A 26,865-nucleotide genomic window follows, 5' to 3' on the forward strand; every position below is an offset into this window, starting at 1 on the left:
CCAAGAACAGTCTCGGAGGGTCCCGGATGCGCCTCGCGGTGCTCAAGGAACGGCGTGGCGGCGAAAGCCGTGTCGCCGCCACGCCGGAAACGGTGAAGAAGTTCAAGGCGCTCGGGTTGGAGGTCGTGGTGGAGAGCGGCGCCGGCCTGGCCGCCGGCCTGACCGACGGCGCCTATCGCGAGGCGGGTGCCGAGGTCGCGCCCGATGCCGCCGCGGCGCTGTCCGGCGCCGGAATCGTGCTCAAGGTGCGGGCGCCGCTCGGCACCGGCGAGGGGGAGGTGGACGAGCTCTCCCTGATCCCGCGCGGCGCGCTGCTGATCGGCGTGCTGGAGGCGCTGGGCGATCCGCAGCGGGCGCGGACCTATGCCGAACTCGGGCTGGATGCCTGCTCGATGGAGCTGCTGCCGCGCATCACGCGCGCGCAGAGCATGGACGTGCTCTCCTCCCAGGCCAATCTCGCCGGGTACCGCGCCGTGATCGAGGCCGCGGTCGCCTTCGACAAGGGTTTCCCCATGCTGATGACGGCGGCGGGCACCATCCCGGCGGCCAATGTCTTCATCATGGGCGCGGGCGTCGCCGGGCTGCAGGCCATCGCGACGGCGCGGCGGCTGGGCGGTCGCGTCTCGGCCACCGATGTCCGCCCGGCGGCGAAGGAGGAGATCCGTTCGCTCGGCGCCAGCTTCGTGGGCTATGAGGACGAGGAGAGCCAGGCCGCGCAGACGGCGGGCGGCTATGCCAAGCAGCTCTCCGCCGAGTTCTACCGCAAGCAGGCCGAGGTGGTGGCCGGGCATATCGCCAAGCAGGACGTGGTGGTGACCACGGCGCTGGTGCAGGGCCGCCGCGCGCCGACGCTGGTCACCGCCGAGATGGTGGCGAGCATGAAGCCCGGCAGCGTCATCGCCGACATCGCCGCCGATGCGGGTGGCAACTGCGCCCTGACCCGGCCGGGCGAGAGCATCGTGACGGAGAACGGGGTGCGGATCCTGGGCCACCGCAACTGGCCGGGCCGCATCGCCGGCGCCGCCAGCGCGCTCTATGCCCGCAACCTGCTGACCTTCCTGACCACCTTCTGGGACAAGGAGGCGGCGGCGCCGAAGCTGCCGCAGGAGGACGAGATCGTCCGCGGCGTGACGCTGACGCGCGGCGGGGCGGTGGTGCATCCGCAGCTCGCCCCGGCCCAGGCTGCCTGAGGAAACGGACCCGACCGATGAACCCCACCGAACTCGCCATCCAGGCGCAGGCCACCGCCGAGCGTGCCCTGGCGCTGGCCGCGCAGGCCCGCGCCGCCGCCGAGGCCGGGCTGGTCCAGGCCGCGCCGGTCGCCGCCGCCGCCGAGCCCTTCCTGATGCTGCTGACGATCTTCCTGCTGGCCTGCTTCGTCGGCTACTACGTCGTCTGGAACGTGACGCCGGCGCTGCATTCGCCGCTGATGGGCGTCACCAACGCCATCTCCTCGGTCATCATCGTCGGCGCCATCCTGGCCACCGGCCTGGGTGACAGCTGGATCGCCAAGGTCTTCGGCTTCCTGGCGGCGACGCTGGCGGCGGTGAACATCTTCGGCGGCTTCCTGGTGACACGGCGCATGCTCGCCATGTTCGCCGGCAAGAAGAAGGGCTGAGCCGATGGCGCAGACCCTCTCGACCCTGGCCTACCTGGTCGCCTCCGTCCTGTTCATCCTGGCGCTGCGCGGCCTGTCGCATCCGACGACGAGCCGGCGGGGCAATCTCTTCGGCATGGTCGGCATGGCGATCGCCATCCTCGCCACGCTGCTGCGGCCGGGGATGGAGTTCTCCGGCATCGTCATCGTGCTGGTCGGCCTCGTCATCGGCGGCGGCATCGGCACGGTGCTGGCGCGGCGGATCGACATGACGGCGCTGCCGCAGCTCGTCGCGGCCTTCCACTCGCTGGTGGGCCTGGCCGCCGTCTTCGTCGCGGCCGCCGCCTTCTACAATCCCGAGAGCTTCGGCATCGGCCACCCCGGCCACATCCATGGCGGCTCGCTGGTCGAGATGTCGCTCGGTGCCGCGATCGGCGCCATCACCTTCTCGGGTTCCGTCATCGCCTTCGCCAAGCTGCAGGCGCTGATGTCGGGCGCGCCGATCACCTTCCGCTTCCAGCACTGGCTCAATCTCGGCCTCGGCATCCTGCTGGTGGTGCTGGTCGTGGCCTTCGTCGCCACCGGCAGCGGCGTGCTGTTCTGGCTGATCGTGCTGCTGGCGCTGGCGCTCGGCTTCCTGCTGATCATCCCGATCGGCGGCGCCGACATGCCGGTCGTGGTCTCGATGCTGAACTCCTACTCCGGCTGGGCGGCGGCGGGCATCGGCTTCACGCTGCAGAACCTCCTGCTGGTGGTCACCGGCGCGCTGGTCGGCGCCTCGGGCGCCATCCTGTCCTACATCATGTGCAAGGGGATGAACCGCAGCATCGTCAACGTGCTGCTGGGCGGCTTCGGTTCTGAGGCTGGCGGCGCGGCGGCGGGCGGCGGCGCCGCGCAGCCGGCGCGGCCGGTGAAGTCCGGCAGCCCGGAGGACGCCGCCTACATCATGCGGAACGCGCAGAAGATCATCATCGTGCCGGGCTACGGCATGGCGGTGGCGCAGGCGCAGCAGGTGCTGCGCGAGATGGCGGACCTCCTGAAGAAGGAGGGCGCCACGGTGGAATACGCCATCCACCCCGTCGCCGGCCGCATGCCGGGCCACATGAACGTGCTGCTGGCCGAGGCCAATGTCCCCTATGACGAGGTGAAGGAGCTGGAGGAGATCAATCCCGAATTCGCCGAGGCCGACGTGGCCTATGTCATCGGCGCCAACGACGTGACCAATCCGGCGGCCAAGACCGACAAGGCCTCGCCGATCTACGGCATGCCGATCCTCGATGTGGAGCGGGCCAAGACGGTGTTCTTCGTCAAGCGCGGCATGTCCTCGGGCTATGCCGGCGTCGAGAACGAACTGTTCTTCCGCGACAACACCATGATGCTGTTCGGGGACGCGAAGAAGGTGACGCAGCAGATCGTGCAGGCGTTGCAGCACTAGGGCCGGGGATGGGCCGGGGCGAATGCCTCCGGCCCATCCCGGCCACCGATGCGGGGACAGCAGGGAGGGCATGATGCGCCTGACGCCACGGGATGCGGCCAACGGCATCGCCTGGCTCGGCATCCTCCTGCTGATCGGCCTGGCGGCTGTCCTGGTCTCGATCCTGGGTTTCCCCGGCGTTCTTCTCCTTGGACTGCTGACGACCCTGATCTGCGTGCGCGCCGAGCTCGCCGAAGCGGTGCCGACCTGGAGCCGCGCCATGTTCGAATCCCGCATGCGCGGCGCCTCGCCCAGGGGGGAGGCCGCGCTCCGGGAGGAACGAAGGCTTCATCGCGCGTCCCTGAGGTATTATCGGGGGTGCGGCCTGGTCCTGATCGCGGCGGGGCTGGCCGGGACCCTCTGGCAGATCTGGCGCTAGCCGCCCTGGCGGCCCCGACCGGCCGCCCGCCGCCACGTCCGGCGGGGGACGAGCACCCCGCCGCGGTGCGGCACCTTCCCCTGAACCTGCCGTCGCCGGAGCGGGGATCGCCTCCGGCCCCGATCGGGCGCGGCGCGCGGCGGCCCATCCCCGCTGGACAGGCGCGCCCCCGCCGCCGAGACTTCGCCGCCTCATGCGCGACCTGCGGACTCTCGAAACCTTCGTCTGGGTGGCGCGGCTCGGTGGCTTCCGGGCCGCCTCGGCGCGGCTGAACACCACCCAGCCCGCCATCTCCGCCCGCATCGATCAGCTGGAGCGGGATCTCGGCGTGACGCTGTTCCATCGCGGGCAGCGGCCGATCGGGCTGACGCCGGAGGGGGCGGTGCTGCTCGACCATGCCGAGCAGATGCTGGAGAAGCGGGCCGAGATGCTGCGCGCCGTGGCCAGCCCCGCGACCATGCGCGGCACGCTGCGCATGGGCCTGTCGGAGACGCTGGTGCACACCCTGCTGCCGCGCCTGGTGGAGCGGATCGGCGCGGCCTATCCGGCCATCGTGCTCGACATGGTGGTGGACATCACGCCGACGCTGCGCGCCGGGCTGCTGGCGGGGCAGATCGACATCGCCATGATGGCCGGCACGGTGGAGCCGGGGCAGGGGGTGAGCGAGCCGCTCTGCGACTATCCGCTCTGCTGGGTGGCGAGTCCGCGCCTCGGCCTGCCGGAGGGGCCGCTGCGCCTGGCCGAGCTGACGCGCTGGCCGATCCTGAGCTTCTCGCACGGCACCAATGTCTCGGCCGACCTGCGCCGCGCCTTCGCCGCCGCCCCGGCGCCCGGGCTGCGCCTCTGGGGCAGTGCCTCGATCACCGCCATGGCGCGGCTGGCCGAGCAGGGGATCGGCGTCTCGGTCATGCAGGAGGTGCTGGTGCGGCGGGAGCTCGCGGCGGGGACGCTGCGGCCGCTCACGGTCGCGGATGTCACCCTGCCGAGGGTCGGGTTCCACGTGGCCTATCTGCGGCGGCCCGACAGCCACCTCGCCGCCGCCGCGGCGCGGCTGGCGCATGAGGTGGCGGGGGAGCCGCTGCCCGACGAGGGGTGAAGGCCGGCTCCGATAAGAATTCCGGATCAGTCCGATCCAAAATGACAATTCGACAAGGCGCCATGGCTGGAGTGCGATGCGGCGATCATCCGGCGATATGGAGGGCTTCCGGCATGGACCACACCCCACCGCTGCGCGAGACCGGCTATGACCTGCGCCAGCGCATCCGGCGCAGCGCCTGGACCCGCACCACGGAGGGCCTGGCCCCCGGCTATGTCCAGGCCAACCTGGCCATCCTGCCGCGGGCCCTGGCGCCCGACTTCCAGCGCTTCTGCGCGCTGAACCCCAAGCCCTGCCCGCTGCTGGCGAGCTCCGAGCCGGGCGACCCCGCGCTGCCGGGCCTCGGCCGCGACATCGACATCCGCACCGACGTGCCGCGCTACCGGGTCTGGCGCGCCGGCGAGCTGGTCGAGGAGGTGGAGGACATCTCCGCCCTGTGGCGCGACGATCTGGTGACCTTCGCCATCGGCTGCTCGCATTCCTTCGAGGAACCGATGCTGGCCGACGGGCTGCGCCTGCGCCACATCGAGCGCGGCCATCCCGTCTCGGTCTACTACTCCTCGATCCCGTGCGTGCCCTCGGGGGTCTTCCACGGGCCGATGGCGGTCTCGATGCGGCCCTTCCGGCCGGCTGACGCGATCCGCGCCATCCAGATCACCTCGCGGTTCCCGGCTGTGCACGGCGCGCCGGTGCATCTGGGCCATCCGGAGCAGATCGGCATCCAGGACCTGGCGAAGGTCGATGACGGCCATCCGACCGAGGTGATGCCGGACGAGATTCCGCTGTTCTGGGGCTGCGGCGTGACGCCGCAGACGGTGGTGCGGGCCTCGCGGCCCGAGTTTTGCATCACGCATGCACCCGGCCATATGCTGGTGACCGACCTGCTGAACTCCCGCCTTTCCGTCTTCTGAGACCGACAAGGAGCACGACACGCTGATGCCTTCCGCACGTCTCGCCGCCGATATCGGCGGCACCTTCACCGACCTGGCGCTGGAGCGCGGGGCGGAGCGCTGGACCGCCAAGGTGCTGACCACGCCGGCGGCGCCGGAGCGGGGGGTGCTGGAAGGCATCCGCGTGGTGCTGGAGAAGGCGGGGATGACGCCCGCCGATGTCGAGATCTTCATCCATGGCACGACGCTCGCCACCAATGCGGTGATCGAGCGCAAGGGCGCCCGGACGGCCCTGCTGACCACCGAGGGCTTCCGCGACGTCCTCGCGCTCGGCAACGAGTCCCGCTACGACCAGTATGACCTCAACATCCAGCTCCCCCGTCCGCTGGTGCCGCGCCGCTGGCGCGTCGCCGTGCCGGAGCGGCTGGACAATGAGGGCCGCGTCCTGCTGGCGCTGGACGAGGCGGCGCTGCGCGAGCGGATCGCCTTCCTGAAGTCCGAGGGGGTGGAGAGCCTGGCCATCGGCTTCCTGCATGCCTTCGTCAATCCGGCGCATGAGCGGCGCGCCGCCGAGATCCTGGCCGAGGCATGGCCGGAGGTGCCGGTCTCGCTCTCCTCCGAGGTCTCGCCCGAGATGCGGGAGTGGGAGCGTTTCTCCACCACCGTCGCCAATGCCTATGTGCAGCCGCTGATGGCCAGCTACCTGCACCGGCTGCGCGACGGGGTGAAGGAGGCGGGCTTCGCCTGCCCGCTCTTCCTGATGCTCTCCGGCGGCGGGCTGACCACGCTCGACACCGCCGCGCGCTTCCCGATCCGGCTGGTGGAATCCGGCCCGGCGGGCGGCGCCATCTTCTCGGCCCATGTCGCGCGGCAGCGGGGCCTCGACAAGGTGCTCTCCTTCGACATGGGCGGCACCACCGCCAAGGTCTGCCTGATCGACGACTTCGCGCCGCAGGCCAGCCGCACCTTCGAGGTGGCCCGCGTCGGCCGCTTCAAGAAGGGCTCCGGTCTGCCGCTGCGCATCCCGGTGATCGAGATGGTGGAGATCGGCGCCGGTGGCGGCTCGATCGCGCAGCTCGACGCGCTGGGCCGCATCCAGGTCGGCCCCGAGAGCGCCGGCGCCGATCCCGGCCCGGCCTGCTACGGCCGCGGGGGCACCAGGCCGGCGGTGACCGACGCCAATCTGGCGCTCGGCCGCTACGAGCCGGCGCTCTTCGCCGGCGGGCAGTTCCCGCTGCGGACGGAGCCGGCGAAGGCGGCGCTCGCGGCGCATATCGGCGAGGCGCTCGGCCTCTCGCCGGAGATGGCGGCGCTCGGCGTGGTCGAGATGGTCGACGAGAACATGGCCAATGCCGCGCGCGTCCATGCCATCGAGAGCGGCAAGGGCTATGAGGGCCGTGCCGTGATCGCCTTCGGCGGCGGCGGGCCGGTGCATGGCTACCGCGTGGCCGAGAAGATCGGCGTGTCGCGGATGCTGGTGCCCTCCGGCGCCGGCGTCGGCAGCGCCATCGGTTTCCTGCGCGCGCCGGTGGGCTACGAGGTGGTCAAGAGCCTCTATCAGCGCTTCCGCAGCTTCGACGCCGTGGCGGTGAACGCGCTGCTCGCCGCCATGTCGGCCGAGGCGCGCGGCGTGGTCGAGCGGGGCAGCTTCGGCGCGGCGCTGGAGGAGAGCCGCATCGCCTATATGCGCTATGTCGGGCAGGGGCACGAGATCGCCGTCCGCCTGCCGACGCGGGACCTGGAGGGCGCCGATATCGCCGCCATCCGCGAGGCCTATGACACGGAATACGCCCGTTTCTACGACCGCCCGGTGCCGGGCAGCGATGTCGAGATCCTCTCCTTCGCCGTGACGGTGCAGACCGTGCTGCCGGAGGTGGCGCCCGCCGCCGGGGCCGCGCCGGCCGAGGCGCCGGCCCCGGTCCGCACCCAGGCCGTGCGCGACACCAGCAGCGGCGCCGTGGCCGAATGGCCGGTCTATGACCGCGAGGAGATCTCGCCCGGCGCCCGGCTCTCCGGCCCCTGCATCGTCGCGGAGGCGGAGACCAGCACCCTGGTCGGCCCCGGCTGGACCTGCCGGATGGATTCCCTCGGTTACCTCGAGCTGACGAAGGAGGCCGCGTGATGGACGCCCTCGAGACCATCCAGCGCCAGATCCAGTGGAACCGCCTGATCGCGGTGGTCGAGGAACAGGCGCAGACCATGATCCGCACCGCCTTCTCGACCACGGTGCGCGAGGCGGGCGATCTCTCGGCCGGCATCTTCGACCTCCAGGGGCGCATGCTGGCCCAGGCCGTCACCGGCACGCCGGGCCACGTCAATTCGATGATGGAATCCGTCGGCCACTTCCTCGTCAAGTTCCCGGCGGAGACGATGAAGCCGGGGGATCACTACATCACCAACGACCCCTGGCTCGGCACCGGTCACCTGCATGACCTGACCGTGGTCTCGCCCGCCTTCCGGGACGGGAAGATCGTCGGCCTCTTCGCCAACACCGCGCATGTCATCGATGTCGGCGGCCTCGGCATGGGGCCGGAGGGGCGCAGCGTCTTCGAGGAGGGGATGTACATCCCCATCGTCAAGTGCTTCGATCAGGGCGTCGCCAACGAGACCTTCTTCGACTTCATCCGCGCCGGCAGCCGCACCCCGGTCGAGCTGGAGGGCGATGTCTATTCGCTCTGCGCCTGCAATGACGCCGGCATCAAGCGGCTGGTCGAGATGCTGGACGAGTTCGGCATGGACAGCATCGACCCGCTGGCCGGCTACATCTTCGACAGTTCGCTGAAGGCGACGCTGGCCGAGATCGCGAAGCTGCCCGGCGGCACCTACCGCGCCGAGATCGCCTCCGACGGCTATGAGGCGCCGGTGACGCTGAAGGCGGCGATGACCATCCATGGCGATCGCATCGTGGTGGACTATGCCGGCACCTCGGGCCTCTCGGGGCGCGGCATCAACGTGCCGCCGGCCTATACGCGCGCCTATGCCTGCTTCGGCATCAAATGCGTCGTCGCGCCCGAGATCCCGAACAACTGGGCGAGCCTCGCCCCGTTCCAGATGCAGATCCCCGAAGGGTGCATCCTGAACGCGCCGCGGCCCTTCCCGGTCTCGGTCCGGCATGTGGTGGGCCAGCTCCTGCCGGACCTGATGATGGGCTGCCTGCACCAGGCGGTGCCCGATCGGGTGGTGGCGGAGGGCTCCTCCTGCCTGTGGAACCCGCCGCTGCGCGGCGGCGCCCAGGTCTCGGGCGGCGAGGCCGAGTTGCCGGACTTCGAGATCATCACCTTCAACTCCGGTGGCACCGGCGCGCGGCGCGGCTTCGACGGGCTGGACGGCACCGCCTTCCCCTCCGGCGTGCGCACCATGCCGGTGGAGGCGACCGAGAACGTGGCGCCGGTGATCTTCTGGAAGAAGGAGCTGCGGCCGGATTCCGCCGGGCCGGGCCGCACCCGCGGCGGCTTCGGGCAGGTGATGGAGATCGGCACCAAGGGCGAGGCCGAATTCGCCGTGAACGCCATCTTCGACCGCGTGGCCAACCCGCCGAAGGGCCGCGAGGGCGGCGGCGAGGGCGCGCCGGGCTGGGTCGGGCTGGCGGATGGCACGGTGCTGCGCACCAAGGGCTACCAGGTCATTCCGAAAGGGCGGCGCCTGTTGCTGAAGCTGCCCGGTGGCGGCGGCATGGGCAGCGCGCTGGAGCGCGACCGTGCCCTCGTCGCCGCCGATGTCGCGGACGGGCTGGTCAGCGAGGAGGCGGCGAAGCGCGACTACGGCGCCTGAGGCCGGCAGGGGCGGCCCCCTGTGTCAGGCGTGCCTGTCGGGGGGGCGGTGCGCGGCGGGGCCCCGGGCCCCGTCTCGAGACGATCGTCCCGGAGGAGTAGCGCGGCGCCTCAGCGCGGCCCGCGCTCGCGGTTGAGCGCCAGCTCCTCCGGCGTCAGCACGAAGCCGAGCCAGATGGTCTTGCCCGCCGCCTCCTGCGGATTGCCGGGCAGGCGGATCAGCAGTTCCTCGCCCTCGCTCCGCACCCGCGCGACATTGGGCGGGAACTCGACCTGCAGCACATAGGCCGCGCGGTCGCGGATGCTTTCACCCTCGGCCACGGCCACCATATAGGGGATCTGGGCGGTGCGGCCCTGGGCCGCCGGCCCGCGCTCGGCGGTGAAGGCCGGCGTCAGGGTGACGTCCAGCCCGGCATGCTTCGGGGCGTAGTCGCATTTCGCCTGGAAACCCGCGAGGGAGGCATTCAGCGTCATGGCCGTCAGATCGCGCCCGCCGCCCGGGCGGAACCGCGTCAGGTCCGCCGCGTCGGCCAGCACGGCCACATGCGGGCAGGGGGCGGTGGCCTCCGCCAGCAGTGGCGCCGGGCTGCCGCCGCACCCCGCCAGCAACAACAGCGCGCCTCCCGCCGCCGCCACGCCACCCCGGAGCTTCCATGCCTTGACCATGCCGCCTGTCTTCCCCTTAGTGCCGTTGAATCGCCGCCCGGCTTTCCGGCCGACCCTCGCCGCATGAATGACCACGCCCCCATCGAACAGGCTCGCATGACCGTCAAGCCCGCCCTCCACGTCCTGCTCGCCGGCCCGCGCGGCTTCTGCGCCGGCGTGGACCGCGCCATCCGGATCGTCGAGGAATCGATCCGCCGCTTCGGCGCGCCGGTCTATGTGCGCCACGAGATCGTGCACAACAAGTTCGTGGTGGAGAACCTGGAGGCCCAGGGCGCCATTTTCGTCGAGGAGCTGGACGAGGTCCCGGAGGACGCGCCCGTGGTGTTCAGCGCCCATGGCGTGCCCAAGGCGGTGCCGGCCGAGGCGCGGCGGCGGCAGATGATCTACCTGGACGCGACCTGCCCGCTGGTCAGCAAGGTGCACCGCGCCGCCGAGCACCAGGCGGCGGCCGGGCGTCATATCCTGCTGATCGGCCATGAGGGCCATCCGGAGGTGGTCGGCACCATGGGCCAGCTGCCGGAGGGCGCCTTCACCCTGATCGAATCGGTGGAGGATGCCGAGGCCAAGCCGGTGCCCGACCTGCCGCTGACCTACACCACCCAGACCACGCTCTCGGTCGAGGATACGGAGGGGATCGTGGCGGCGCTGCGCCGGCGCTTTCCCGACATGGCCGAGCCGACCAAGGACAGCATCTGCTACGCCACCACCAACCGCCAGGCGGCGGTCAAGGCGATCGCCGCCCGGTCCGAGCTGATGGTGGTGGTGGGCGCGCCCAATTCCTCCAACAGCGTCCGGCTGCGCGAGGTGGCGGAGCGGGCCGGCTGCCCGCGCGCCATCATGGTGCAGCGGGGCGCCGAGCTGGACCCCGGACTGGCCCGCGGCCTCTCCACCATCGGCATCAGCGCCGGCGCCAGCGCGCCGGAGGTGCTGGTGGAGGAGGTGCTGGACCGGCTGCGCGAGCACTTCGCCGTGACCACCGAGGAGGTGGTGGTGGCCGAGGAGACCATCACCTTCAAGCTGCCGCCCGCCCTGGTCAAATAGCCGCTTCCTGCGTACTGACACCTGCGGCGCGGTGCGGACCCCGCGCCGGGGCAACCAGCATGGGGCGCGGATGGCGGTCTATACCGAGGTCACGGACGAGGCGCTGCGCGCCTTCCTGGCCGATTATGCACTGGGCGAGCTGCTCGCCTTCCGCGGCATCGCGGAGGGTGTGGAGAACAGCAACTACGCGGTGAAGACCAGCCATGGCGACTTCATCCTGACGCTCTACGAGAAGCGCGTCGACGCGGCCGAGCTGCCCTGGTTCCTCGGGCTGATGCGCCATCTGGCCTCGCGCGGGGTGTCCTGCCCGCTGCCGGTGGCGGCGCGGGACGGGGTCGCGCTGCGCGACCTGGCCGGGCGGCCGGCGGCGATCTGCACCTTCCTCCCTGGCACCTGGCCGCGCCGGGTGCGGCAGCAGCACTGCGCGCCGCTGGGCGCCGCCCTGGCGCTGCTGCACGCGGCGGGGGAGGGCTTCCGCGCCGAGCGCCCGAACGGTCTCGGCCCCCGCGCCTGGGCACCGCTGCTCGACCGCTGCCGCGAGGCCGGTGACACGGTGCAGGCCGGCCTGATCGCCGAGCTCGACGGGCATCTGGCCGGCATCCAGCGCGACTGGCCGCACGACCTGCCGCGCGGCCACATCCACGCCGATCTCTTTCCCGACAACGTCTTCTTCTTGGAGGAGGAGCGCGGCACGCCGCGTGTCTCCGGCCTGATCGACTTCTACTTCGCCTGCACCGACTTCCTGGCCTATGACCTGGCGATCTGCCTCAATGCCTGGTGCTTCGAGCCGGACCTGTCCTTCAACGTGACCAAGGCGCGGGCGCTGCTCGGCGCCTACCGGGCGCTGCGGCCGCTGGGTGCGGCCGAGCTGGAGGCGCTGCCGGTGCTCTGCCGCGGCGCCGCCATCCGCTTCCTGCTGACCCGGCTCTACGACTGGACGCACACGCCGCCCGGCGCGCTGGTGACGCGCAAGGACCCGCTGGAATATCTGCGCCGCCTGCGCTTCCACGCCGAGGCCCGGGATGCCGCCGCCTATGGCCTCTGACGTCTTCGCGGAAGCCCCTTCCGAGGCCGCCGGCCGCATGGTCGAGATCTGGACCGACGGCGGCTGCAAGCCCAACCCCGGCCCCGGTGGCTGGGCCGCCATCCTGCGCTATGGCGAGGCCGAGAAGGAACTCTCCGGCCACGATCCCGCGACCACCAACAACCGCATGGAACTCACCGCCGCCATCATGGCGCTGGAGAGCCTGAAGCGGCCCTGCACCGTGCTGCTGCACACCGACAGCGAATACGTCCGCAACGGCATCAGCCGATGGATCAACGGCTGGGTGCGCAACAACTGGCGCAACGCCTCGCGCGACCCGGTGGCGAACATGGAGCTGTGGCAGCGCCTGCTGGCGGCGGCCAGGCCGCACCGGGTGGAATGGCGCTGGGTGCGCGGCCATGCGGGGGATGTGATGAACGAACGCGCCGACCGGCTGGCCACGGCGGCGCGGCAGAGCGGCGGGGCCTGAGCGGAACCGCAGCCGCCCGGGGCCGGTGCCGGAGCAGCTTCACCCGATCCGGTGCTTCCGCCTGATCGGGATCCGCTCTAGCTCCGCTTGCCGCGCTTGCGGGACGGGGCCTTGCCCTTGGGGCCGCCGGCCGCGCCGCCGGTCCAGAAGGCGGTCATCGCCTGCGCGGCGGTCCGCGCCGCCTGGGCCCGCTGCCGCCCGGCCTGGCCGGCCATGATGCCGCGCGCCGCGCCGGTCCAGGCATTGGCGCCGCTCAGCATCAGGCTCAGCAGCGGGTTCTTCTTCATCCAGGGATTCGGCACGGGACCTCCTGTCGCGGCGCCCCGGGACCCGGCCCGACGCCGCCGGACGGGAAGCGCCCGGGCGCGGGCAGGGTTGCGCCGCGCCGGTCACTTCCCCGTCGCCCGGCTCAGAGTGCGATGCGCGCCACGCTCTCCAGGTCCAGCGAGCCGCGCTTCGGCGCCGCCTTCACGGTGGCGAAGAGCGCCTTGCCCTGCTCGTCCAGCGCCAGGCTGTTGGGGTGCACCGGCAGCGGGACGCTGGCGCGCCGCTCGAGGCTGTCCAGCGCCAGCACGGTCACCGCCCCGCCGGCGCGGCTGCTGACATAGAGCTGGTTGCGCCCGGCATCCGCCAGAAGCGCCACCGGCCCCTCGGGCACCGGCCCCTCGGCCAGCAGCTTGCCGGTCTCCGGGTCCAGCGCCACCACCCGGTTGCCCGGATTGCGCGAGGTGAAGCCCGGCACGTTCTTCTCCTGCATCTTGCGGATGCCCTCGAGGCCCTGGTCGACCGCCAGCAGCCGCTGACGCGGCGCGTCCCAGGCGAGGTTCAGCGGCTGCTCGGCGCCGCCGGCGGCGAACTGCTTCACCACCGCCAGGCTCTCGGTGTTCACGGTGACGAGCTGGCCCGCCAGAGTGGAGACGAAGACGCGGTCGCCCGAGGGATGGAGGGCGATGCCGCTGGCGCCGGGCCCGATGCCGGAGACGGTCCTGGTCAGGCGCAGCGCCCTGGTGTCCACGACGTAGAGCACGCCCTCCTTGAGCGACAGGCCGGCGAGGTAGAGGCGGCCGCGGGCCGGGTCGAGCGCCAGGCGGCGCAGGCCATAGGGGGCCTCCTCCTTGCCGTCCTCGCCGCGCACCTTCGGCGCCAGGGTCAGCGTGCCGACCACGCTGTTCGCCGCGACGTCGATGGCGCTGACCGCGCCGTCGATCGCGTGGCTGACATAGAGCCGGCCGGCCGCGTCGTCGAGGATCACGCCGAAGCCCTTCAGCGGCAGCGGGATCTCGGCCTGCACCGCCAGCGTCTGCGGGTCCAGGCGGAAGACGCGGCTCGGCGGGGCGCCCTCGCTGAAGCCGCCGGCCGAGGCGACGAAGAGGGCGCGCTGGCGCGGGCTGTAGGCCAGCTCGTAGAGATGCGGGGCCAGCTCCTGCCGGGTGGCCAGGCGCTGCGCCAGGGCCGGGCGCGCACCCAGCAGCGGGGCCAGCAGGCCGGCCGCGCCCAGCCCGAGGGCGTGGCGGCGGGTCAGCGGGAACGGGTGGGAAGGCTGCGGCATGATGGGTCCTCCGGCGCCGGATGGCACGGTGTGCCTATACGATAATGATAATCATTTTCAAGCGGGAGCCGGCCTTACCCGCCTCGGCGGCAGACCAGCCTGGGCTGGCGCAGCGGCTGGTTCGGCGCCAGCCGCTTCGGCAGCGCGAGGGCCGGGCGCAGGCCGGGCGCGCAAAGCCCCTGGCCCAGCCGCGCCGGCAGCGGCACCTGCCCGCCGCGGCCCCAACCGGCGCCGAGCCGCGCCATGGCGACCCGGCGGCTATAGGCCAGGCCGCGCTCCGCCTCGCCCGAATGGTAGCGCGCGATGGCCCGGCCCCAGTCGCCATGCGCGGCATAGAGGCTGCGCAGGAAGCGGATGGCGTAGCGGACATTGGCGCGCGGCTCGAAACCCTCCTCCAGGCTGGCGAAGGCCTGGGGGTGGTGCATCAGGTTCACCTGCATGCAGCCGATGTCGATCGAGCGGGTGCCCCCGGCCAGCCGCGCGGCGACGGCGGCGATGGCGCTGTTCTTGCTCGGCGCGGTGAAGCCCTCACCGGCGGCGTTCCAGGTCCAGGGCCAGGAGGCCGGGCGGCCGGAAGGGTCGGTGCCGCCGCTTTCCACCAGGGCGATGGCGCCGAGCAGGCCGGGCGGCAGGCCGGAGCCCGGCTCCTCCGCCGCGATCGCCTGGCGGCAAAGCTGCCAGTCCGCGGCGGCGCGCTGCGCCCGGGCCGGGCCGGCGCTGAAAGCGAGGCAGAGCAACGGGGCCAGCAGGAGCGGCAGGAGGCGCATGGCCAGCAGATGCCTCGCGGCGCGCACCCGGGTCAAGCGTGGCGGGGGGGGCAGGTGTGGCGGGGGCCGGGCGTGGCCGGAGGGCGGCGCGGGCCGCCGTGCCGCGCGATCCCGCTTGCGCGGCGCTCCGCGCTCGGGCATGAGGGCCTGACCCGCTGATCCCACGCGGGAGAGAGTGGCGCATGCCATCGCCGAAGGCGCAACCGGCCCCCGGAAACGCTCAGGCACAAAGGGCCGCGTGGGGAAGGGGCCTCTGGAAAGCCCGGCGCCTGGCGACAGGCAATGGCACCGACGGAGTAAGGCGCGCAACGCCCGCGCTGAATCTCTCAGGTCATCGGACAGAGGGGGGCCACAACCCTGACCCGCCACGCGCGAGCGCGGCGCTGGAGGTTCCGTGGCCGAGACCCTGCTTGAAACGCCCCTGGCGTCCCTTCACCGTGAGCTCGGCGCCCGGATGGTGCCCTTCGCCGGCTATGCCATGCCGGTGCAGTACCCGGCGGGCATCCTGGCCGAGCATCTGGCGACGCGGCGCGGCGCCACGCTGTTCGATGTCTCGCATATGGGCCAGGCGGAGCTCCGGGGCGAGGGCGCGGCGGAGGCGCTGGAGCGGCTGACGCCCGCCGATGTGCGGATCCTGAAGCCGGGGCGGCAGAAGTACGGCCTGCTGACCACCGAGGCCGGCGGCATCCTCGACGATTTCATGGTCGCCAATCTCGGGGACCGGCTGTTCCTGGTGCTCAACGCCAGCCGCAAGGATGTGGACTGCGCCGCCATCGAGGCCGCGCTGCCCGCCGGCGTCACGCTGAACCGCCTGCCGGACCGTGCCCTGCTGGCCTTCCAGGGGCCGGCGGCGGTGCCCGCCCTGGCGGCGCTGGCGCCGGATGTGGCGGCGTTGCCCTTCATGGGCGTGGCCGCCACCCGCATCGGCGACATCCCCGTCCTGGTCAGCCGCAGCGGCTATACCGGCGAGGACGGCGTCGAGATCAGCGTTGCCGGCGACCGGGCCGAGATCCTGGCCCGCGCCCTGCTGGCCCTGACGGGAGCCGCCCCGGCCGGGCTGGGCGCGCGGGATTCGCTGCGGCTGGAGGCCGGGCTCTGCCTCTACGGCAACGACATCGACGAGACGACCAGCCCGGTCGAGGCCGGCCTGACCTGGACCATCGGCAAGCGCCGCCGCACGGAGTGGAACTTCCCCGGCGCCGCGCGCGTTCGCGAGGAACTGGAGAACGGTCCGGCGCGGCTGCGCGTCGGCATCCTGCCCGAGGGCCGCCAGCCGGCCCGCGCCCACACCGCCATCGCGGTTGGCGGCGAGACGGTGGGCGAGGTGACGAGCGGCACCTTCGGCCCCTCGCTGAACGGCCCCTGCGCCATGGGCTATGTGGCGCGCGGCCATGCCGCCGACGGCACGGCGCTCGAACTGATGGTGCGCGGCAGGGCGATTCCCGCCCGGGTCGCCGCCACCCCCTTCATCCCTCACCGTTACGCCCGATAAGGACCGCCACCATGGCCGAGCTGAAATTCTCCCGCGACCACGAATGGGTCCGGCTGGACGGCAATATCGCTACCATCGGCATCACCGACCACGCGCAGACCGCGCTGGGCGATGTGGTCTTCGTCGACCTGCCCGAGGCCGGGCGGCAGGTGGCGGCGGGCGACGCCGTCGCCGTGGTGGAGAGCGTGAAGGCGGCGTCCGACGTCTATGCCCCGGTCGGCGGCACCATCACCGAGAGCAACGCCGCGCTGGCCGACGACCCGGCCATGGTGAACAGCGCCGCGCAGTCGGAGGGCTGGTTCTTCAGGATGGAGGTGGCCGACCCCTCCGAGCTGGATGCGCTGATGGATGCCGAGGCCTACCAGGCCTTCGTCGACAGCGAAGCCTGAGCGGACGCGGAAGGGGAGCGGGCATGAGCAGCGCCATTGACGAGCTGAACCGGCTTGAGGACCATGCGGCCTTCGGCAGCCGCCATATCGGGCCCTCCGCGGCCGAGGTGGCGGAGATGCTGAAGCTGGTGGGCGCCGAGAGTCTCGAGGCGCTGGCCGAGCGGACCGTGCCCGCCGCCATCCGCGGCCAGGATTTTTCTCAGTTGCCTCCTCCGGTGTCGGAGGCGGAGGTCATCGCCGAGCTGCGTGGCCTGTCGGAGATGAACACGCCGCTGCGCTCGCTGATCGGCATGGGCTATCACGGGACGCATGTGCCGCCGGTGATCCTGCGCAACGTGCTGGAGAACCCCGGCTGGTACACGGCCTACACGCCCTATCAGGCGGAGATCGCCCAGGGGCGGCTGGAGGCGCTGGTCAACTTCCAGACCATGGTCTGCGACCTCACCGGCCTGCCGGTCGCCAATGCTTCGCTGCTGGACGAGGCGACGGCGGCGGCCGAGGCGATGGCGCTGGCGCTCGCCGCCACGCGCGGCCGCTCGCACACCCTGCTGGTCGCCGATGACGTGCACCCGCAGACGCTGGCGGTGATCCGCACCCGCGCCGAGCCGCTGGGGCTCACGGTCGAGGTCGTGCCGGTGAGCGGGCTCGCCGCCGCCTGCGGGGCGCGGAAGCCCTTCGCCCTGGTGCTGCAATATCCCGGCACGACCGGCGCGGTGCGCGACATCGCGCCCGAGATCGCCGCCGCGCAGCAGGTGGGCGGGCTCGCCATCGTCGCGGCCGATCCGCTGTCGCTCACGCTGCTGACGCCGCCGGGCGAGATGGGCGCCGATGTCGTCATCGGCTCCAGCCAGCGCTTCGGCGTGCCGATGGGCTATGGCGGGCCGCATGCCGCCTATATGGCGGTGAAGGATGCCTACAAGCGGCTGATGCCCGGGCGCCTTGTCGGCGTCTCGGTCGATGCCGCGGGGCGGCCGGCCATGCGCCTCGCCCTGCAGACGCGCGAGCAGCATATCCGCCGCGAGAAGGCGACCTCGAACATCTGCACCGCGCAGGTGCTGCTGGCGGTGATGGCCGGGATGTACGCCGTGTGGCACGGGCGCGAGGGGCTGACGCGCATCGCGCGGCGCGTGGCCCTGCAGGCGCGGCTGCTGGCCGATGCGGCGCGCCGCGCGGGCTTCACGCTCCGCCACGACGCCTTCTTCGACACCATCGCCATCGAGGCCGGTGACCGCGCCGATGCGCTGATGGCGGGCGCCCTGGCCGACGGCTTCAACCTGCGCCGCATCGACGCCACGGGCGTCGGCATCGCGCTGGACGAGACGGTGACGCGGCGCGAGCTGGAGACGCTGGTGGCGCTGCTTGGCGCCGTGGGCGGGGCGAAGCCGGCGATGGCGGAGCTCGAGGGGCAGGGCGGCATCCCGGATGCGCTGGCACGCCACTCGGCCTTCCTGACGGCCGCCGTGTTCAACACGCACCATTCGGAGCACGCCATGCTCCGCTACCTCAAGTCGCTCGAGGACAAGGACGTCGCGCTGAACCGCAGCATGATCCCGCTGGGGTCCTGCACGATGAAGCTGAACGCGACGGCGGAGATGATCCCGGTCACCTTTCCGGGCTTCGGCAGCATCCACCCCTTCGCGCCGGTCGATCAGGCGGCGGGCTATATCGCGCTGGTGCGGCGGCTGGAGAGCTGGCTCGCCACCATCACCGGCTTCGCGGGCGTCTCGCTGCAGCCCAATGCCGGCAGCCAGGGCGAGTATGCCGGGCTGCTCGCCATCCGCGCCTGGCACCGGGCCAATGGCCAGGGCGAGCGCGACATTTGCCTGATCCCCTCCTCGGCGCATGGCACCAACCCGGCCTCGGCGGTGATGGCGGGGATGCGCGTCGTCGTCGTCGGCTGCGACAAGGACGGCAATGTCGATCTGGCCGATCTGGAGGCCAGGATCGCGCAGCATGCCGGGAAGCTCGCGGCGCTGATGATCACCTATCCCTCGACGCATGGCGTGTTCGAGGAGGAGATCATCCGCATCTGCGACGCGGTGCACGCGGCGGGTGGCCAGGTCTACATGGACGGCGCCAACATGAACGCGCAGGTGGGCCTCACCGCCCCCGGCCGCATCGGCGCCGATGTCTGTCACCTCAACCTGCACAAGACCTTCTGCATCCCGCATGGCGGCGGGGGCCCTGGCGTCGGGCCGATCGGCGTGGCGAAGCACCTGCTGCCGCACCTGCCGAACCACCCGCTGCTGAAGGAGGCCGGGCCGGCGACGGGCTATGGGCCGGTCTCGGCGGCGCCCTTCGGCAGCGCCTCGATCCTGCCGATCAGCTACGCCTATATCCGCATGATGGGAGCCGAGGCGCTGACGCGCGCGACGCAGGTCGCCATCCTCAACGCCAACTACATCGCCCGCCGCCTCGAGGGGCACTTCCCCGTGCTCTACAAGGGCGCGCGCGGCATGGTGGCGCACGAGTGCATCCTGGACTGCCGCGGCTTCCAGCAGGGCGGCGGCGTGCTGGTCGAGGACATCGCCAAGCGCCTGCAGGATTACGGCTTCCACGCGCCGACCATGTCCTGGCCGGTCAGCGGAACGCTGATGGTGGAGCCGACCGAGAGCGAGCCCAAGGCCGAGCTGGACCGGTTCTGCGACGCCATGATCGCCATCCGTGCCGAGATCCGCGCGGTGGAGCAGGGCCGCATGGACAAGCTCGACAACCCGCTGAAGAACGCGCCGCACACCGCCACCGAGATCGCCGCCGCCGACTGGGCGCATCCCTACAGCCGCGAGCAGGCGGCCTATCCGCTGCCCTTCGTGGCGGCGAACAAGTACTGGCCGCCGGTCAAGCGGGTGGACAACGTGTATGGCGACCGCAACCTGGTCTGCACCTGCGCGCCGCTGGAGGATTACGCCCAGGCGGCCGAGTGAGCCGCCATGCCCGGCCGGGGGCGCGTCCCCTCAGCCGGGCGGCAGGGGGAGGCGGCTCCGGTCCTTCAGCCGGTCGAGCACGATCGAGGAGCGCAGCCGGGCGACGCTCTCATGCGCCAGCAGCTCCTCGTTCACCAGCCGCGACAGGCCGGCGAGATCGGGCACGATGGCCTTCAGCACGTAGTCGGTGTCGCCGGTCGGCGCATAGGCCTCCTGGATGGCGTCGACGCAGGCCAGGAGATCGCGGAAGCGGCGCGCATTGTCGCCGCTGTGCGCCTTGAGCGTGACCTGGATGAAGGCCTGGACGTGCAGGCCAAGGGCCGCGGCGTCGAGTCCGGCGCGGTAGCCGCGGATCAGCCCGGCGGCCTCGAGCGCCGCGCGCCGGCGCGAGCATTGCGAGGCGGAGAGGCCGATGCGCTCGCCGAGCTGCTGGTTGGTCAGCCGCGCATCGGCCTGCAGCGCCGCCAGCAGGCGCAGGTCGAGCCGGTCGATCTCGAAGCTTTCGTGCATGGGCCGCTCCTTCCCCGCGTCTTTCCCGCATCCTGGACCGGATCGGCCGCCGCTATGCACGCCCCTTGCCCGGGCGGAGGGCTAGCCTTGTGAATGAGAAACGCCGCAAGGAGGCCTCCGATGGGACCGTTCCCGCATGACGCGCCGCGCGCCGCCATCAGCGCGCGGAACCCGATGGGGACGGATGGCTTCGCCTTCGTCGAATACGCCTCGCCCGAGCCGGAGCGGCTGCATGCGCTGTTCCGGCAGATGGGCTTCACCGCCGTGGCGCGGCATCGCGGCAAGGCCGTCACGCTCTACCGACAGGGCGACATCGACGACCTGCTGAACGAGGAGCCGGGCAGCCAGGCGATGCGCTTCGCCGCCGCGCACGGCCCCTCGGTGCCGTCCATGGCCTTTCGCGTGGTCGATGCGGAGCAGGCATGGCGCCGCGCCCTTGCGCTCGGCGCCGAGCCGGCCGAGGCCGTGCCGGGCACGCCGGTGATGGCCGCGCCGGCGATCAAGGGCATCGGCGGCAGCCTGCTCTACTTCATCGACCGCAAGGCGCGGCTGCTGCTGCAGATCTTCTCCGCCAACGTGATCGGCCCGGTCTTCTTCGAGTTCATCGAGCGCAAGGGCGATGACGGCTTCGGCGAGGGCAGTTTCCGCGCCCTGTTCGAGAGCATCGAGGAGGACCAGCTGCGCCGCGGCGTGCTGTCGCGCGCCCGCGCCCCGGCGGACGAGGCGGCGGGCTAGCCATCCCCGTCCACCTCCCCCCGGGGGGGCCACCTCCAGCCGCTGCAACGGCCTTCCGTTCCCGACCACGGGATAGGCGGCATTCCGCCGTTCCCCCCTCCCCGGCGGCATCCTGACCGGGGAGTATTCCCTCCCGGCGCGGCGCCGCTTGCGCCCGGCATGGCAGCTGGGCCATGGGAGGGAATGCTCCGGCGGTTGCGCGGGGGAAGGGCCTGGAGCCGGCGCGATGGACGACGACGCGATTCCCGACTGGACGGTGCTCGGCAGCCGCAGCGTGCTGCGCGACCGCTGGATCGACATCACCGCCGACCGCTGCCGCGACGCGCGCGGCAATATCCTCGAGGACTTCTACACCTTCGCCTATCCGGACTGGGTGAATGTCGTCGCCATCACTCCGCGCGACGAGCTGGTGCTGGTGCGGCAGTACCGGCACGGCTGGCGGGGACGGGTGCTGGAGCTGCCGGCCGGCGCCATGGATGCGGGGGAGGACGACCCGGCCGTGGCCGGCGCGCGGGAGCTGCGCGAGGAGACCGGTTATGCCGCGCCCGGCTGCCGGCTGGTCTCGACCCTCAGCCCCAACACGGTGACGCACCGCAACCGCTGCCACGCCGTGCTGGCGCTCGGCGCCGAGTTGCGGCACCCGACGGCGCATGAGGCGGGCGAGGACATCACCGTCGAGCTCTGGCCGCTGCCCGAGGTGCTGGCGCGGCTGGGGGAGGGGCTGCTGCCGCAGGTGATGCATGTCTCGGCGCTGCTGCTGGCGCTCTCGGCGGCCGGGCGGCTCGATCTGCGGCTGCGGCCCTGAGGCGCGGTGCGGGTCCCGCCGCGCGGCGGGCCATGCGGCCGCCGCGCGGTTCGTGCCAGGCGCCTGGCATCAGCGCCGCGGCCCCTGGCCATCCGGAGGCAGGTCCATACCGGCAAGGGCGCCGCGCCGCGGCTGGGGGGCGGAGTAGAGGATCTGCAGGCCTTCCCCCTCGCTCACGGTCTGCGCCAGCATGGGAGGCTGCTCGGCGGCGGCGTCCCGGTAGGTGATGGCGCCGTTCTCGCCGCCCGTCACCGAGAGCACGGCGCCGCCGCCCACCATGTTGAGGCGGTGGTCCTGCCCGTAGAGGACGGTGAAGTTCTCGCCCTCGCTGAGCACGGAAAGTCCCGCCTGCTGGGCGATGGCCGGACCGCAGGCGGCGATCCCGGCGGCGATCCCGGCGGAGATCAGGCAGCGGGCGCGTGCGGTGATGAGGATTGTCATGACACGTCCTGGGTCTTGTCGCGCAGAGGAGGATCTCTGCGGGGCGGAACTTCGCAGGATGGGAAATGTAAGAATGTGTCTGGACGCACAAAGCGGAGTCGCCCCCGCCCGCCGACCCTCAGCCCGCCGCCCGCCGCAGCCGTCCGTGCAGGAAGGCGAGCACCGCCGCCTCCTCTGGCCGCAGCGCGGGGAGCGCCCCGCTCAGCTCCGCCTCCACCTGGCGCTTCACCTGCAGCAGCAGCGCGCCGGACATGTAGCCCTCCAGCACCTCGGGATGGACATAGCAGGTGCGGCAGATGGTCGGCGTGTTGCCGAGCCGGGCCGCTGCGCGCTCGATCGCCTGTCTGACGTTGCGCCGGGCGGCGGCCTCGGTGTCGGCGCGCTCGAACTCGCTCAGCGCCATGGCGGCGAGCACCGTGCCGGCCCAGGTACGGAAGTCCTTGGCGGTGATGTCGTGGCCGGAGATCGCGCGCAGATAGGCGTTCACGTCGGCGGAATCGATGCCCCGCCGCTCGCCCTCCCCGTCGATGTACTGGAACAGCGCCTGCCCCGGCAGCTCCTGGCACGCCCGCACGACCTTCGCCACGCGGCGGTCGCGCAGCGCCAGCCTCCACTCCTTTCCGCTCTTGCCACGAAAGGTGAAGCGCAGCTCGGTGCCCCGGACCGCGACATGGCGGTTGCGCAGCGTGGTCAGCCCATAGCTGCCGTTGCTCTCGGCATAGTCCTCGTTGCCGACGCGGATCAGCGTGGTGTCGAGCAGATGGACGACACTGGCCAGCACCTTCTCCCGCCCCAGGCCGGGCCGCGCCATGTCCTCCGCCACGCGGGCGCGGAGCCGCGGCAGGATGCGCGCGAATTCCAGCACATGCCCGTACTTCGTCTCGTCCCGCGCGGCGCGCCAGTCGGGGTGGTAGCGGTACTGCTTGCGCCCCTTGGCGTCGCGGCCGGTGGCCTGGATATGGCCGTTCGCCTGCGGGCAGAGCCAGACCTCGCGCCAGGCCGGCGGCACGGCGAGGGCGCGCAGCCGCGCCAGCACCGCCTTGTCGCGCACCGTGGCGCCGCGCGCATCGCGATAGCTCCAGCCCGTGCCGCTGCGCCGGCGGGTGATGCCCGGCGTCGCGTCGGAGACATAGCGCAGGCCGATGGCGCGCGCCTCGGCGGCCTCCGGCGGAGGTGTCGCGCGGGGCGACGCCGGGGCCGCCTCGACCGGAACGCTGGCCTGTTGCAGCATGATGGCGAAACGCGCGGCCGCCGCTTCCGGTTCCGCGCCGGCAGGAGGAGACATCATGACCGCCACATCGCCGCCGCAGATCGTGCCCGTGGCCGAGGCGCACCGCGCCGACTGGGAGCGGCTCTATGCGGGCTACGCCGCCTTCTACCGCGTCACGCAGACAGCCGAGATGCGGGCCCGCGTCTGGAGCTGGATCCAGGACCCGGCGCATGAGGTGAAGGGGCTGGTGGCGCTGGATGCCGGCGGGCGCGGTCTTGGCCTGGCGCATTACCGGCCCTTCGCCCGGCCGCTCTCCGCCAGCACCGGCGGCTTCCTCGACGATCTCTTCGTCGATCCGGCGGCGCGCGGGCAGCGCGTGGCGGATGCGCTGATCGGCGCGGTGGCGGCGATCGGGCGGGAGAAGGGCTGGAGCGTCATCCGCTGGATCACGGCGGAGGACAACTACCGCGGCCGCGCGGTCTATGACCGGGTGGCGCAGCTCACCCCCTGGAAGACCTACGACATCAAGCTGTGATCCGCCGGAAGCTGTGATCCGCCAGCCCGGCGCTTCCCGGTGCCGGGCATTCCACCCCGCCCGGCCCGCGTGGCAGCATGCCCGGAACAGCATGCCCGGAAGGGGGGAGGCGCGCATGACCTATGCCGAGTTCTGGCCGATCTACCTGCGGGCCCATGCGCGGCCGCAGACGCGGGCGCTGCACTACTGCGGCAGCCTGCTGGCCCTGGCGGCCCTGCTGACCGGGCTGCTCTCGCCGGACTGGCGCTGGCTGATCGCCGCGCCCCTGATCGGCTACGGCTTCGCCTGGGCGGCGCATTTCGGGCTGGAGGGCAACCGGCCGCAGACCTTCGGCCATCCGCTCTGGTCGCTCTGGAGCGACTTCCGCATGCTCGGCCTCTGGCTGGGCGGTCGGCTCGGGCCGCATCTGGCGGCGGCGGGGGTGGGGCGGCCGCCGGGCGCGCCCGGGTCCCGCCCCGGCGCCTGACCTCCGCCGTTCCGGTGGGCGGCCGGACGCCTCAGCGCGGCGCCAGCAGGATGGGCGTGCCCCAGGGGTCGGCCAGCGTCGCCGTGCCCCGCGGCGAGGCGGCCGCCAGGAAGGCGGGGTCGCAGCGCAGTTCCACCTCGGCGAGGCCGGTCGAGGGCAGGTCGCGCGGCAGGGCGCCCCGGCTGTTCCAGGTATTCGCCGCCAGGTGGTGATGGTAGCCGCCGGCGGCGAAGAAGCTGGCGCCCGGATAGCGGCAGGTGACGTCGAGGCCGAGCCGGCCGGCATAGAAGGCCTCGGCCGGGGCCAGGGCGCCGACCTGCAGGTGGACATGGCCGATGCCGCCCCCCTCCGGCATTCCCTGCCATTCGGCATCGCCGCCGGCGCGGGCCAGCGCCTCCAGGTCGAGCGGCGCGTTGATCATCTCGACCTGCCCCTCCCGCCAGCGCCAGGCCGAGGCCGGACGGTCGGCATAGACCTCGATGCCGTTCCCCTCGGGGTCCGCGAGGTAGAGCGCCTCGCTGACGGCATGGTCGGCGGCGCCGCTCAGCGGCACGCCGGCCGCCGCCGCCTGCCGCAGCCAGCGGCCGAGATCGGCGCGGCCGGGCAGCAGGAAGGCGGTGTGGAACAGCCCGGCCTCGCGCGGGCTCCGCACCCGTGCGGCGGCGTCGCGGCGCAGCTCCAGCAGCGGCCGGGACCCCACGCCGAGGCTCAGGCCGGCCTCGCCGCCCGCCAGCCGGTGCAGGCCGATGACCCGCTGATAGAAATCGCCCACGCGGACGAGATCGCGCACCGTGAGCACGACACGGCCGATGGCGACGGGACAGGCGGTGGTCATGGCGGTCTCCCTCCCGGAGCGGTGTGCCGCGGCCCAGCGCTTGGCACGTGTGTCGGTGCCGGTCAACGCGGGCAGGGGCCTTCCACGCGCCGCCGCCAGGGCCACATCCGGGGCATGAGGACCCCGCGCCGCGCCCTGCTGGCCCTTCCCGCCGCCCTCCTGCCGGCCCGGAGCCGCCCCGCCGGCGCCCGCCCCGCGCCGCGCGCGCTGAGCTGGACCGACGCCGCCCGGGGCCGCGACCTGCCGCTGCTGCTCCGCCTGCCCGGCGGGACGGGGCCGGCGCCGCTGGTGCTGGTCTCGCCCGGTCTCGGCGGCACGCGGCACGGCCTGGCCTATCTGGGCGAGGCGCTGGCGGAGGCGGGCTTCCTGGTGCTGCATCTGCAGCATCCCGGCACCGATGACGGGCTCTGGCGCGGCGCGGCCGACCGGCGCCTGGCCTTCGCCGCCGCCGCCAGCGATGCCGGGCGCGCGCTGGACCGGCTGCGCGACGTGGCCTTCGTGCTGGACGAACTGCCCCGCCGGACGGAGCTGGCCGGGCGGCTGGACGCGGCGCGCATCGCCATCGCCGGGCACTCCTACGGCGCCTGGCTGGTGCAGCACATGCTGGGCCAGCGCCTGCCCGGCGGCGATCGCGGCCTGGCGCTGCCCGACCCCCGGCTCGGCGCCGGCATCGCCCTCTCGCCCATGCCGGCCGAGGGCCTGCCGCAGCGCCTGGCCTTCGCCCGCGTCACCGCGCCGATCCTGCACGTCACCGGCACCGAGGATCGCGGCTGGATCGGCGGCACCCTGCCCGGGGACCGCCGCCAGCCCTTCGACGCCATCGCCGCGCCGGGGGCGCTGGCGATCCTGGAGGGCGCCGCGCATGGCAGCTTCGCCGGTGAGCCGGGGGCGGGCGGCCGTTGGGAGGAGGCCGGCTTCCACCCGCGCGTGGCCGGCCTTGCCCTGGCCTTCCTGCGCGGCCTATGGCTGGGCGATGCGGCGGCGCGGCGGGCGCTGCGGGCGGGAATGCCCGGCCTGCTGGAAGCGGGCGACCGGCTGGAGAGCAAGGGCCTGGGATGAATGCCGGACTACGCGCTGGAACGGGCGGCGGGGGGCCGCGTGGCGGGGGTGGACGAGGCCGGGCGCGGCCCGCTCGCCGGCCCGGTCATGGCGGCGGCGGTTATGTTCCGCGCCGAGCCGCCGGCCTGGCTGGCCACCCTGCTGGACGACAGCAAGAAGCTCGACGCGGCGCGGCGGGAGGCGGCGCATGACGCCCTGCTGGCGGCCCGCGCCGGGGGCCTGCTGGATTGCGCCGTGGCCGCCGCCAGCACGGCCGAGATCGGCCGGCTGAACATCCTGCGCGCCACGCAGCTCGCCATGTGCCGGGCCATCGCGCGCCTGCCCCTGGCCCCCGACACCGCCCTGGTGGACGGCAACGCGGCGCCGCCGCTGCCCTGCCCGGTGCGCTGCGTGGTGAAGGGGGACGGGCTCAGCCTTTCCATCGCCGCCGCCTCGATCCTGGCCAAGGTGACACGGGACCGCGCCATGGCGCGACTGGACGGGCGCTGGCCGGGCTATGGCTTCGCCCGCCACGCCGGCTATCCCACCGCGGCGCACCGCGCGGCCCTGGCCAGGCTCGGACCCTGCCCGCATCACCGCCGCGGCTTCGCGCCGGTGGATCAGCTCCTGCTATTCCGCGAGGCGGTCGCCTGAGGCGCGCCGGAGCGCCGCCTCGGCCCTTCCTTGACGGCACGACTCCGCCCAACGCATTGTCCCGCTTCGAGTCGCTGAGGACGGCAGG

Annotated in this window: 28 protein-coding genes and 1 riboswitch; of the genes, 20 read left to right on the forward strand and 8 right to left on the reverse strand. The window is 72.8% G+C overall.

The window, feature by feature from the left end; all coding sequences use genetic code 11:
* Window positions 1-26: 26 nt before the first annotated feature.
* The 8 genes from D9598_RS09600 (at window position 27) to D9598_RS09635 (ending at window position 9,207) form a co-directional block, all read left to right on the forward strand.
* On the forward strand, window positions 27-1,190 hold the full coding sequence (locus D9598_RS09600; protein WP_198366255.1) for a Re/Si-specific NAD(P)(+) transhydrogenase subunit alpha: 1,164 nt from the start codon (window positions 27-29) through the stop codon (window positions 1,188-1,190).
* 17 nt (window positions 1,191-1,207) lie between these two features.
* A complete protein-coding gene (locus tag D9598_RS09605; protein WP_198366256.1) occupies window positions 1,208-1,618 on the forward strand; it encodes a proton-translocating transhydrogenase family protein in 411 nt (136 codons plus the stop codon).
* 4 nt (window positions 1,619-1,622) lie between these two features.
* Window positions 1,623-3,032: an NAD(P)(+) transhydrogenase (Re/Si-specific) subunit beta gene (locus D9598_RS09610; RefSeq protein WP_198366257.1), complete on the forward strand. Its 1,410-nt coding sequence runs from the start codon at window positions 1,623-1,625 to the stop codon at window positions 3,030-3,032.
* Window positions 3,033-3,105: 73 nt separating this feature from the next.
* On the forward strand, window positions 3,106-3,450 hold the full coding sequence (locus D9598_RS09615) for a hypothetical protein (protein WP_232477093.1): 345 nt from the start codon (window positions 3,106-3,108) through the stop codon (window positions 3,448-3,450).
* A gap of 193 nt (window positions 3,451-3,643) precedes the next feature.
* Window positions 3,644-4,546 carry a LysR family transcriptional regulator gene (locus D9598_RS09620; protein ID WP_198366259.1) on the forward strand — a complete coding sequence of 301 codons (903 nt, stop codon included), beginning with the start codon at window positions 3,644-3,646 and terminating at the stop codon, window positions 4,544-4,546.
* Window positions 4,547-4,659: 113 nt separating this feature from the next.
* Entirely contained in the window at window positions 4,660-5,457 is a 798-nt protein-coding gene (locus D9598_RS09625) for a putative hydro-lyase (RefSeq protein WP_198366260.1), read from the forward strand.
* A 25-nt stretch (window positions 5,458-5,482) separates the two neighbouring features.
* Entirely contained in the window at window positions 5,483-7,558 is a 2,076-nt protein-coding gene (locus tag D9598_RS09630) for a hydantoinase/oxoprolinase family protein (protein ID WP_198366261.1), read from the forward strand.
* A complete protein-coding gene (locus D9598_RS09635; RefSeq protein ID WP_198366262.1) occupies window positions 7,558-9,207 on the forward strand; it encodes a hydantoinase B/oxoprolinase family protein in 1,650 nt (549 codons plus the stop codon). Before D9598_RS09630 ends, D9598_RS09635 begins: the two co-directional genes overlap by 1 nt.
* A 110-nt stretch (window positions 9,208-9,317) precedes the next feature.
* Here D9598_RS09635 and D9598_RS09640 read toward each other — a convergent pair whose 3' ends face one another.
* Window positions 9,318-9,872: a hypothetical protein gene (locus D9598_RS09640; RefSeq protein ID WP_198366263.1), complete on the reverse strand. Its 555-nt coding sequence runs from the start codon at window positions 9,870-9,872 to the stop codon at window positions 9,318-9,320.
* A gap of 96 nt (window positions 9,873-9,968) precedes the next feature.
* Here D9598_RS09640 and ispH point away from each other — a divergent pair, with 96 nt between their 5' ends.
* The 3 genes from ispH to rnhA all read left to right on the forward strand — a co-directional run bounded on the left by ispH (window position 9,969) and on the right by rnhA (window position 12,427).
* The gene (gene ispH, locus D9598_RS09645) at window positions 9,969-10,913 is read left to right on the forward strand and encodes a 4-hydroxy-3-methylbut-2-enyl diphosphate reductase (RefSeq protein ID WP_232477094.1); all 945 of its coding nucleotides are present in this window, start codon (window positions 9,969-9,971) and stop codon (window positions 10,911-10,913) included.
* A gap of 70 nt (window positions 10,914-10,983) precedes the next feature.
* On the forward strand, window positions 10,984-11,958 hold the full coding sequence (locus D9598_RS09650) for a homoserine kinase (RefSeq protein ID WP_198366265.1): 975 nt from the start codon (window positions 10,984-10,986) through the stop codon (window positions 11,956-11,958).
* Complete coding sequence (gene rnhA, locus D9598_RS09655) at window positions 11,948-12,427, forward strand: ribonuclease HI (RefSeq protein WP_198366266.1); 480 nt, start codon at window positions 11,948-11,950, stop codon at window positions 12,425-12,427. Before D9598_RS09650 ends, rnhA begins: the two co-directional genes overlap by 11 nt.
* 77 nt (window positions 12,428-12,504) lie before the next feature.
* On the opposite strand, the gene D9598_RS09660 is transcribed toward rnhA, so the two are convergent.
* From D9598_RS09660 to D9598_RS09670, 3 genes are all read right to left on the reverse strand, one after another.
* Window positions 12,505-12,729, reverse strand: a complete 225-nt coding sequence (locus tag D9598_RS09660) for a hypothetical protein (protein WP_198366267.1) — start codon at window positions 12,727-12,729, stop codon at window positions 12,505-12,507.
* Window positions 12,730-12,836: 107 nt separating this feature from the next.
* Window positions 12,837-13,976, reverse strand: coding sequence for a YncE family protein (locus tag D9598_RS09665; protein WP_198366268.1), 1,140 nt, complete (start codon window positions 13,974-13,976; stop codon window positions 12,837-12,839).
* 74 nt (window positions 13,977-14,050) lie between these two features.
* Window positions 14,051-14,743 carry a transglycosylase SLT domain-containing protein gene (locus tag D9598_RS09670; RefSeq protein WP_198366269.1) on the reverse strand — a complete coding sequence of 231 codons (693 nt, stop codon included), beginning with the start codon at window positions 14,741-14,743 and terminating at the stop codon, window positions 14,051-14,053.
* 156 nt (window positions 14,744-14,899) lie between these two features.
* Window positions 14,900-14,990, forward strand: a riboswitch (glycine riboswitch).
* Window positions 14,991-15,137: 147 nt separating this feature from the next.
* On the opposite strand from D9598_RS09670, the gene gcvT reads away from it, so the two are divergent.
* The 3 genes from gcvT to gcvP are packed head-to-tail and all read left to right on the forward strand — an operon-like array spanning window position 15,138 to window position 19,548.
* On the forward strand, window positions 15,138-16,235 hold the full coding sequence (gene gcvT, locus D9598_RS09675) for a glycine cleavage system aminomethyltransferase GcvT (protein WP_198366270.1): 1,098 nt from the start codon (window positions 15,138-15,140) through the stop codon (window positions 16,233-16,235).
* Window positions 16,236-16,246: 11 nt separating this feature from the next.
* On the forward strand, window positions 16,247-16,624 hold the full coding sequence (gene gcvH, locus D9598_RS09680; protein WP_198366271.1) for a glycine cleavage system protein GcvH: 378 nt from the start codon (window positions 16,247-16,249) through the stop codon (window positions 16,622-16,624).
* 23 nt (window positions 16,625-16,647) lie between these two features.
* A complete protein-coding gene (gene gcvP / locus D9598_RS09685; protein WP_198366272.1) occupies window positions 16,648-19,548 on the forward strand; it encodes an aminomethyl-transferring glycine dehydrogenase in 2,901 nt (966 codons plus the stop codon).
* Window positions 19,549-19,578: 30 nt separating this feature from the next.
* Here gcvP and D9598_RS09690 read toward each other — a convergent pair whose 3' ends face one another.
* Window positions 19,579-20,058, reverse strand: coding sequence for an Lrp/AsnC family transcriptional regulator (locus tag D9598_RS09690; protein ID WP_198366273.1), 480 nt, complete (start codon window positions 20,056-20,058; stop codon window positions 19,579-19,581).
* 120 nt (window positions 20,059-20,178) lie between these two features.
* Between D9598_RS09690 and D9598_RS09695 the strand changes: the two genes are divergently transcribed.
* Window positions 20,179-20,793: a hypothetical protein gene (locus D9598_RS09695; RefSeq protein WP_198366274.1), complete on the forward strand. Its 615-nt coding sequence runs from the start codon at window positions 20,179-20,181 to the stop codon at window positions 20,791-20,793.
* 226 nt (window positions 20,794-21,019) lie between these two features.
* Window positions 21,020-21,598: an NUDIX hydrolase gene (locus D9598_RS09700; RefSeq protein WP_198366275.1), complete on the forward strand. Its 579-nt coding sequence runs from the start codon at window positions 21,020-21,022 to the stop codon at window positions 21,596-21,598.
* Between the two features lie 69 nt (window positions 21,599-21,667).
* Here D9598_RS09700 and D9598_RS09705 read toward each other — a convergent pair whose 3' ends face one another.
* Together D9598_RS09705 and D9598_RS09710 are read right to left on the reverse strand one after the other, a co-directional pair.
* Window positions 21,668-22,039, reverse strand: coding sequence for a hypothetical protein (locus D9598_RS09705; RefSeq protein WP_198366276.1), 372 nt, complete (start codon window positions 22,037-22,039; stop codon window positions 21,668-21,670).
* A gap of 118 nt (window positions 22,040-22,157) precedes the next feature.
* Complete coding sequence (locus tag D9598_RS09710; RefSeq protein WP_232477095.1) at window positions 22,158-23,327, reverse strand: DNA topoisomerase IB; 1,170 nt, start codon at window positions 23,325-23,327, stop codon at window positions 22,158-22,160.
* On the opposite strand from D9598_RS09710, the gene D9598_RS09715 reads away from it, so the two are divergent.
* Window positions 23,326-23,784 carry a GNAT family N-acetyltransferase gene (locus tag D9598_RS09715; protein ID WP_198366277.1) on the forward strand — a complete coding sequence of 153 codons (459 nt, stop codon included), beginning with the start codon at window positions 23,326-23,328 and terminating at the stop codon, window positions 23,782-23,784. The two genes, D9598_RS09710 and D9598_RS09715, sit on opposite strands and share 2 nt — an antisense overlap.
* Before the next feature lie 115 nt (window positions 23,785-23,899).
* Complete coding sequence (locus D9598_RS09720; RefSeq protein ID WP_232477096.1) at window positions 23,900-24,250, forward strand: DUF962 domain-containing protein; 351 nt, start codon at window positions 23,900-23,902, stop codon at window positions 24,248-24,250.
* Between the two features lie 31 nt (window positions 24,251-24,281).
* Here the strand turns inward: D9598_RS09720 and D9598_RS09725 are convergent, their stop codons facing one another.
* Entirely contained in the window at window positions 24,282-25,085 is an 804-nt protein-coding gene (locus tag D9598_RS09725; protein ID WP_198366279.1) for a VOC family protein, read from the reverse strand.
* Window positions 25,086-25,199: 114 nt separating this feature from the next.
* Here D9598_RS09725 and D9598_RS21470 point away from each other — a divergent pair, with 114 nt between their 5' ends.
* The gene (locus tag D9598_RS21470; protein ID WP_198366280.1) at window positions 25,200-26,144 is read left to right on the forward strand and encodes an acetylhydrolase; all 945 of its coding nucleotides are present in this window, start codon (window positions 25,200-25,202) and stop codon (window positions 26,142-26,144) included.
* Entirely contained in the window at window positions 26,145-26,777 is a 633-nt protein-coding gene (locus D9598_RS09735; RefSeq protein WP_198366281.1) for a ribonuclease HII, read from the forward strand.
* Window positions 26,778-26,865: the final 88 nt, after the last annotated feature.

The organism is Roseomonas sp. KE0001 (assembly GCF_016107285.1).
GTDB lineage: Bacteria > Pseudomonadota > Alphaproteobacteria > Acetobacterales > Acetobacteraceae > Pseudoroseomonas.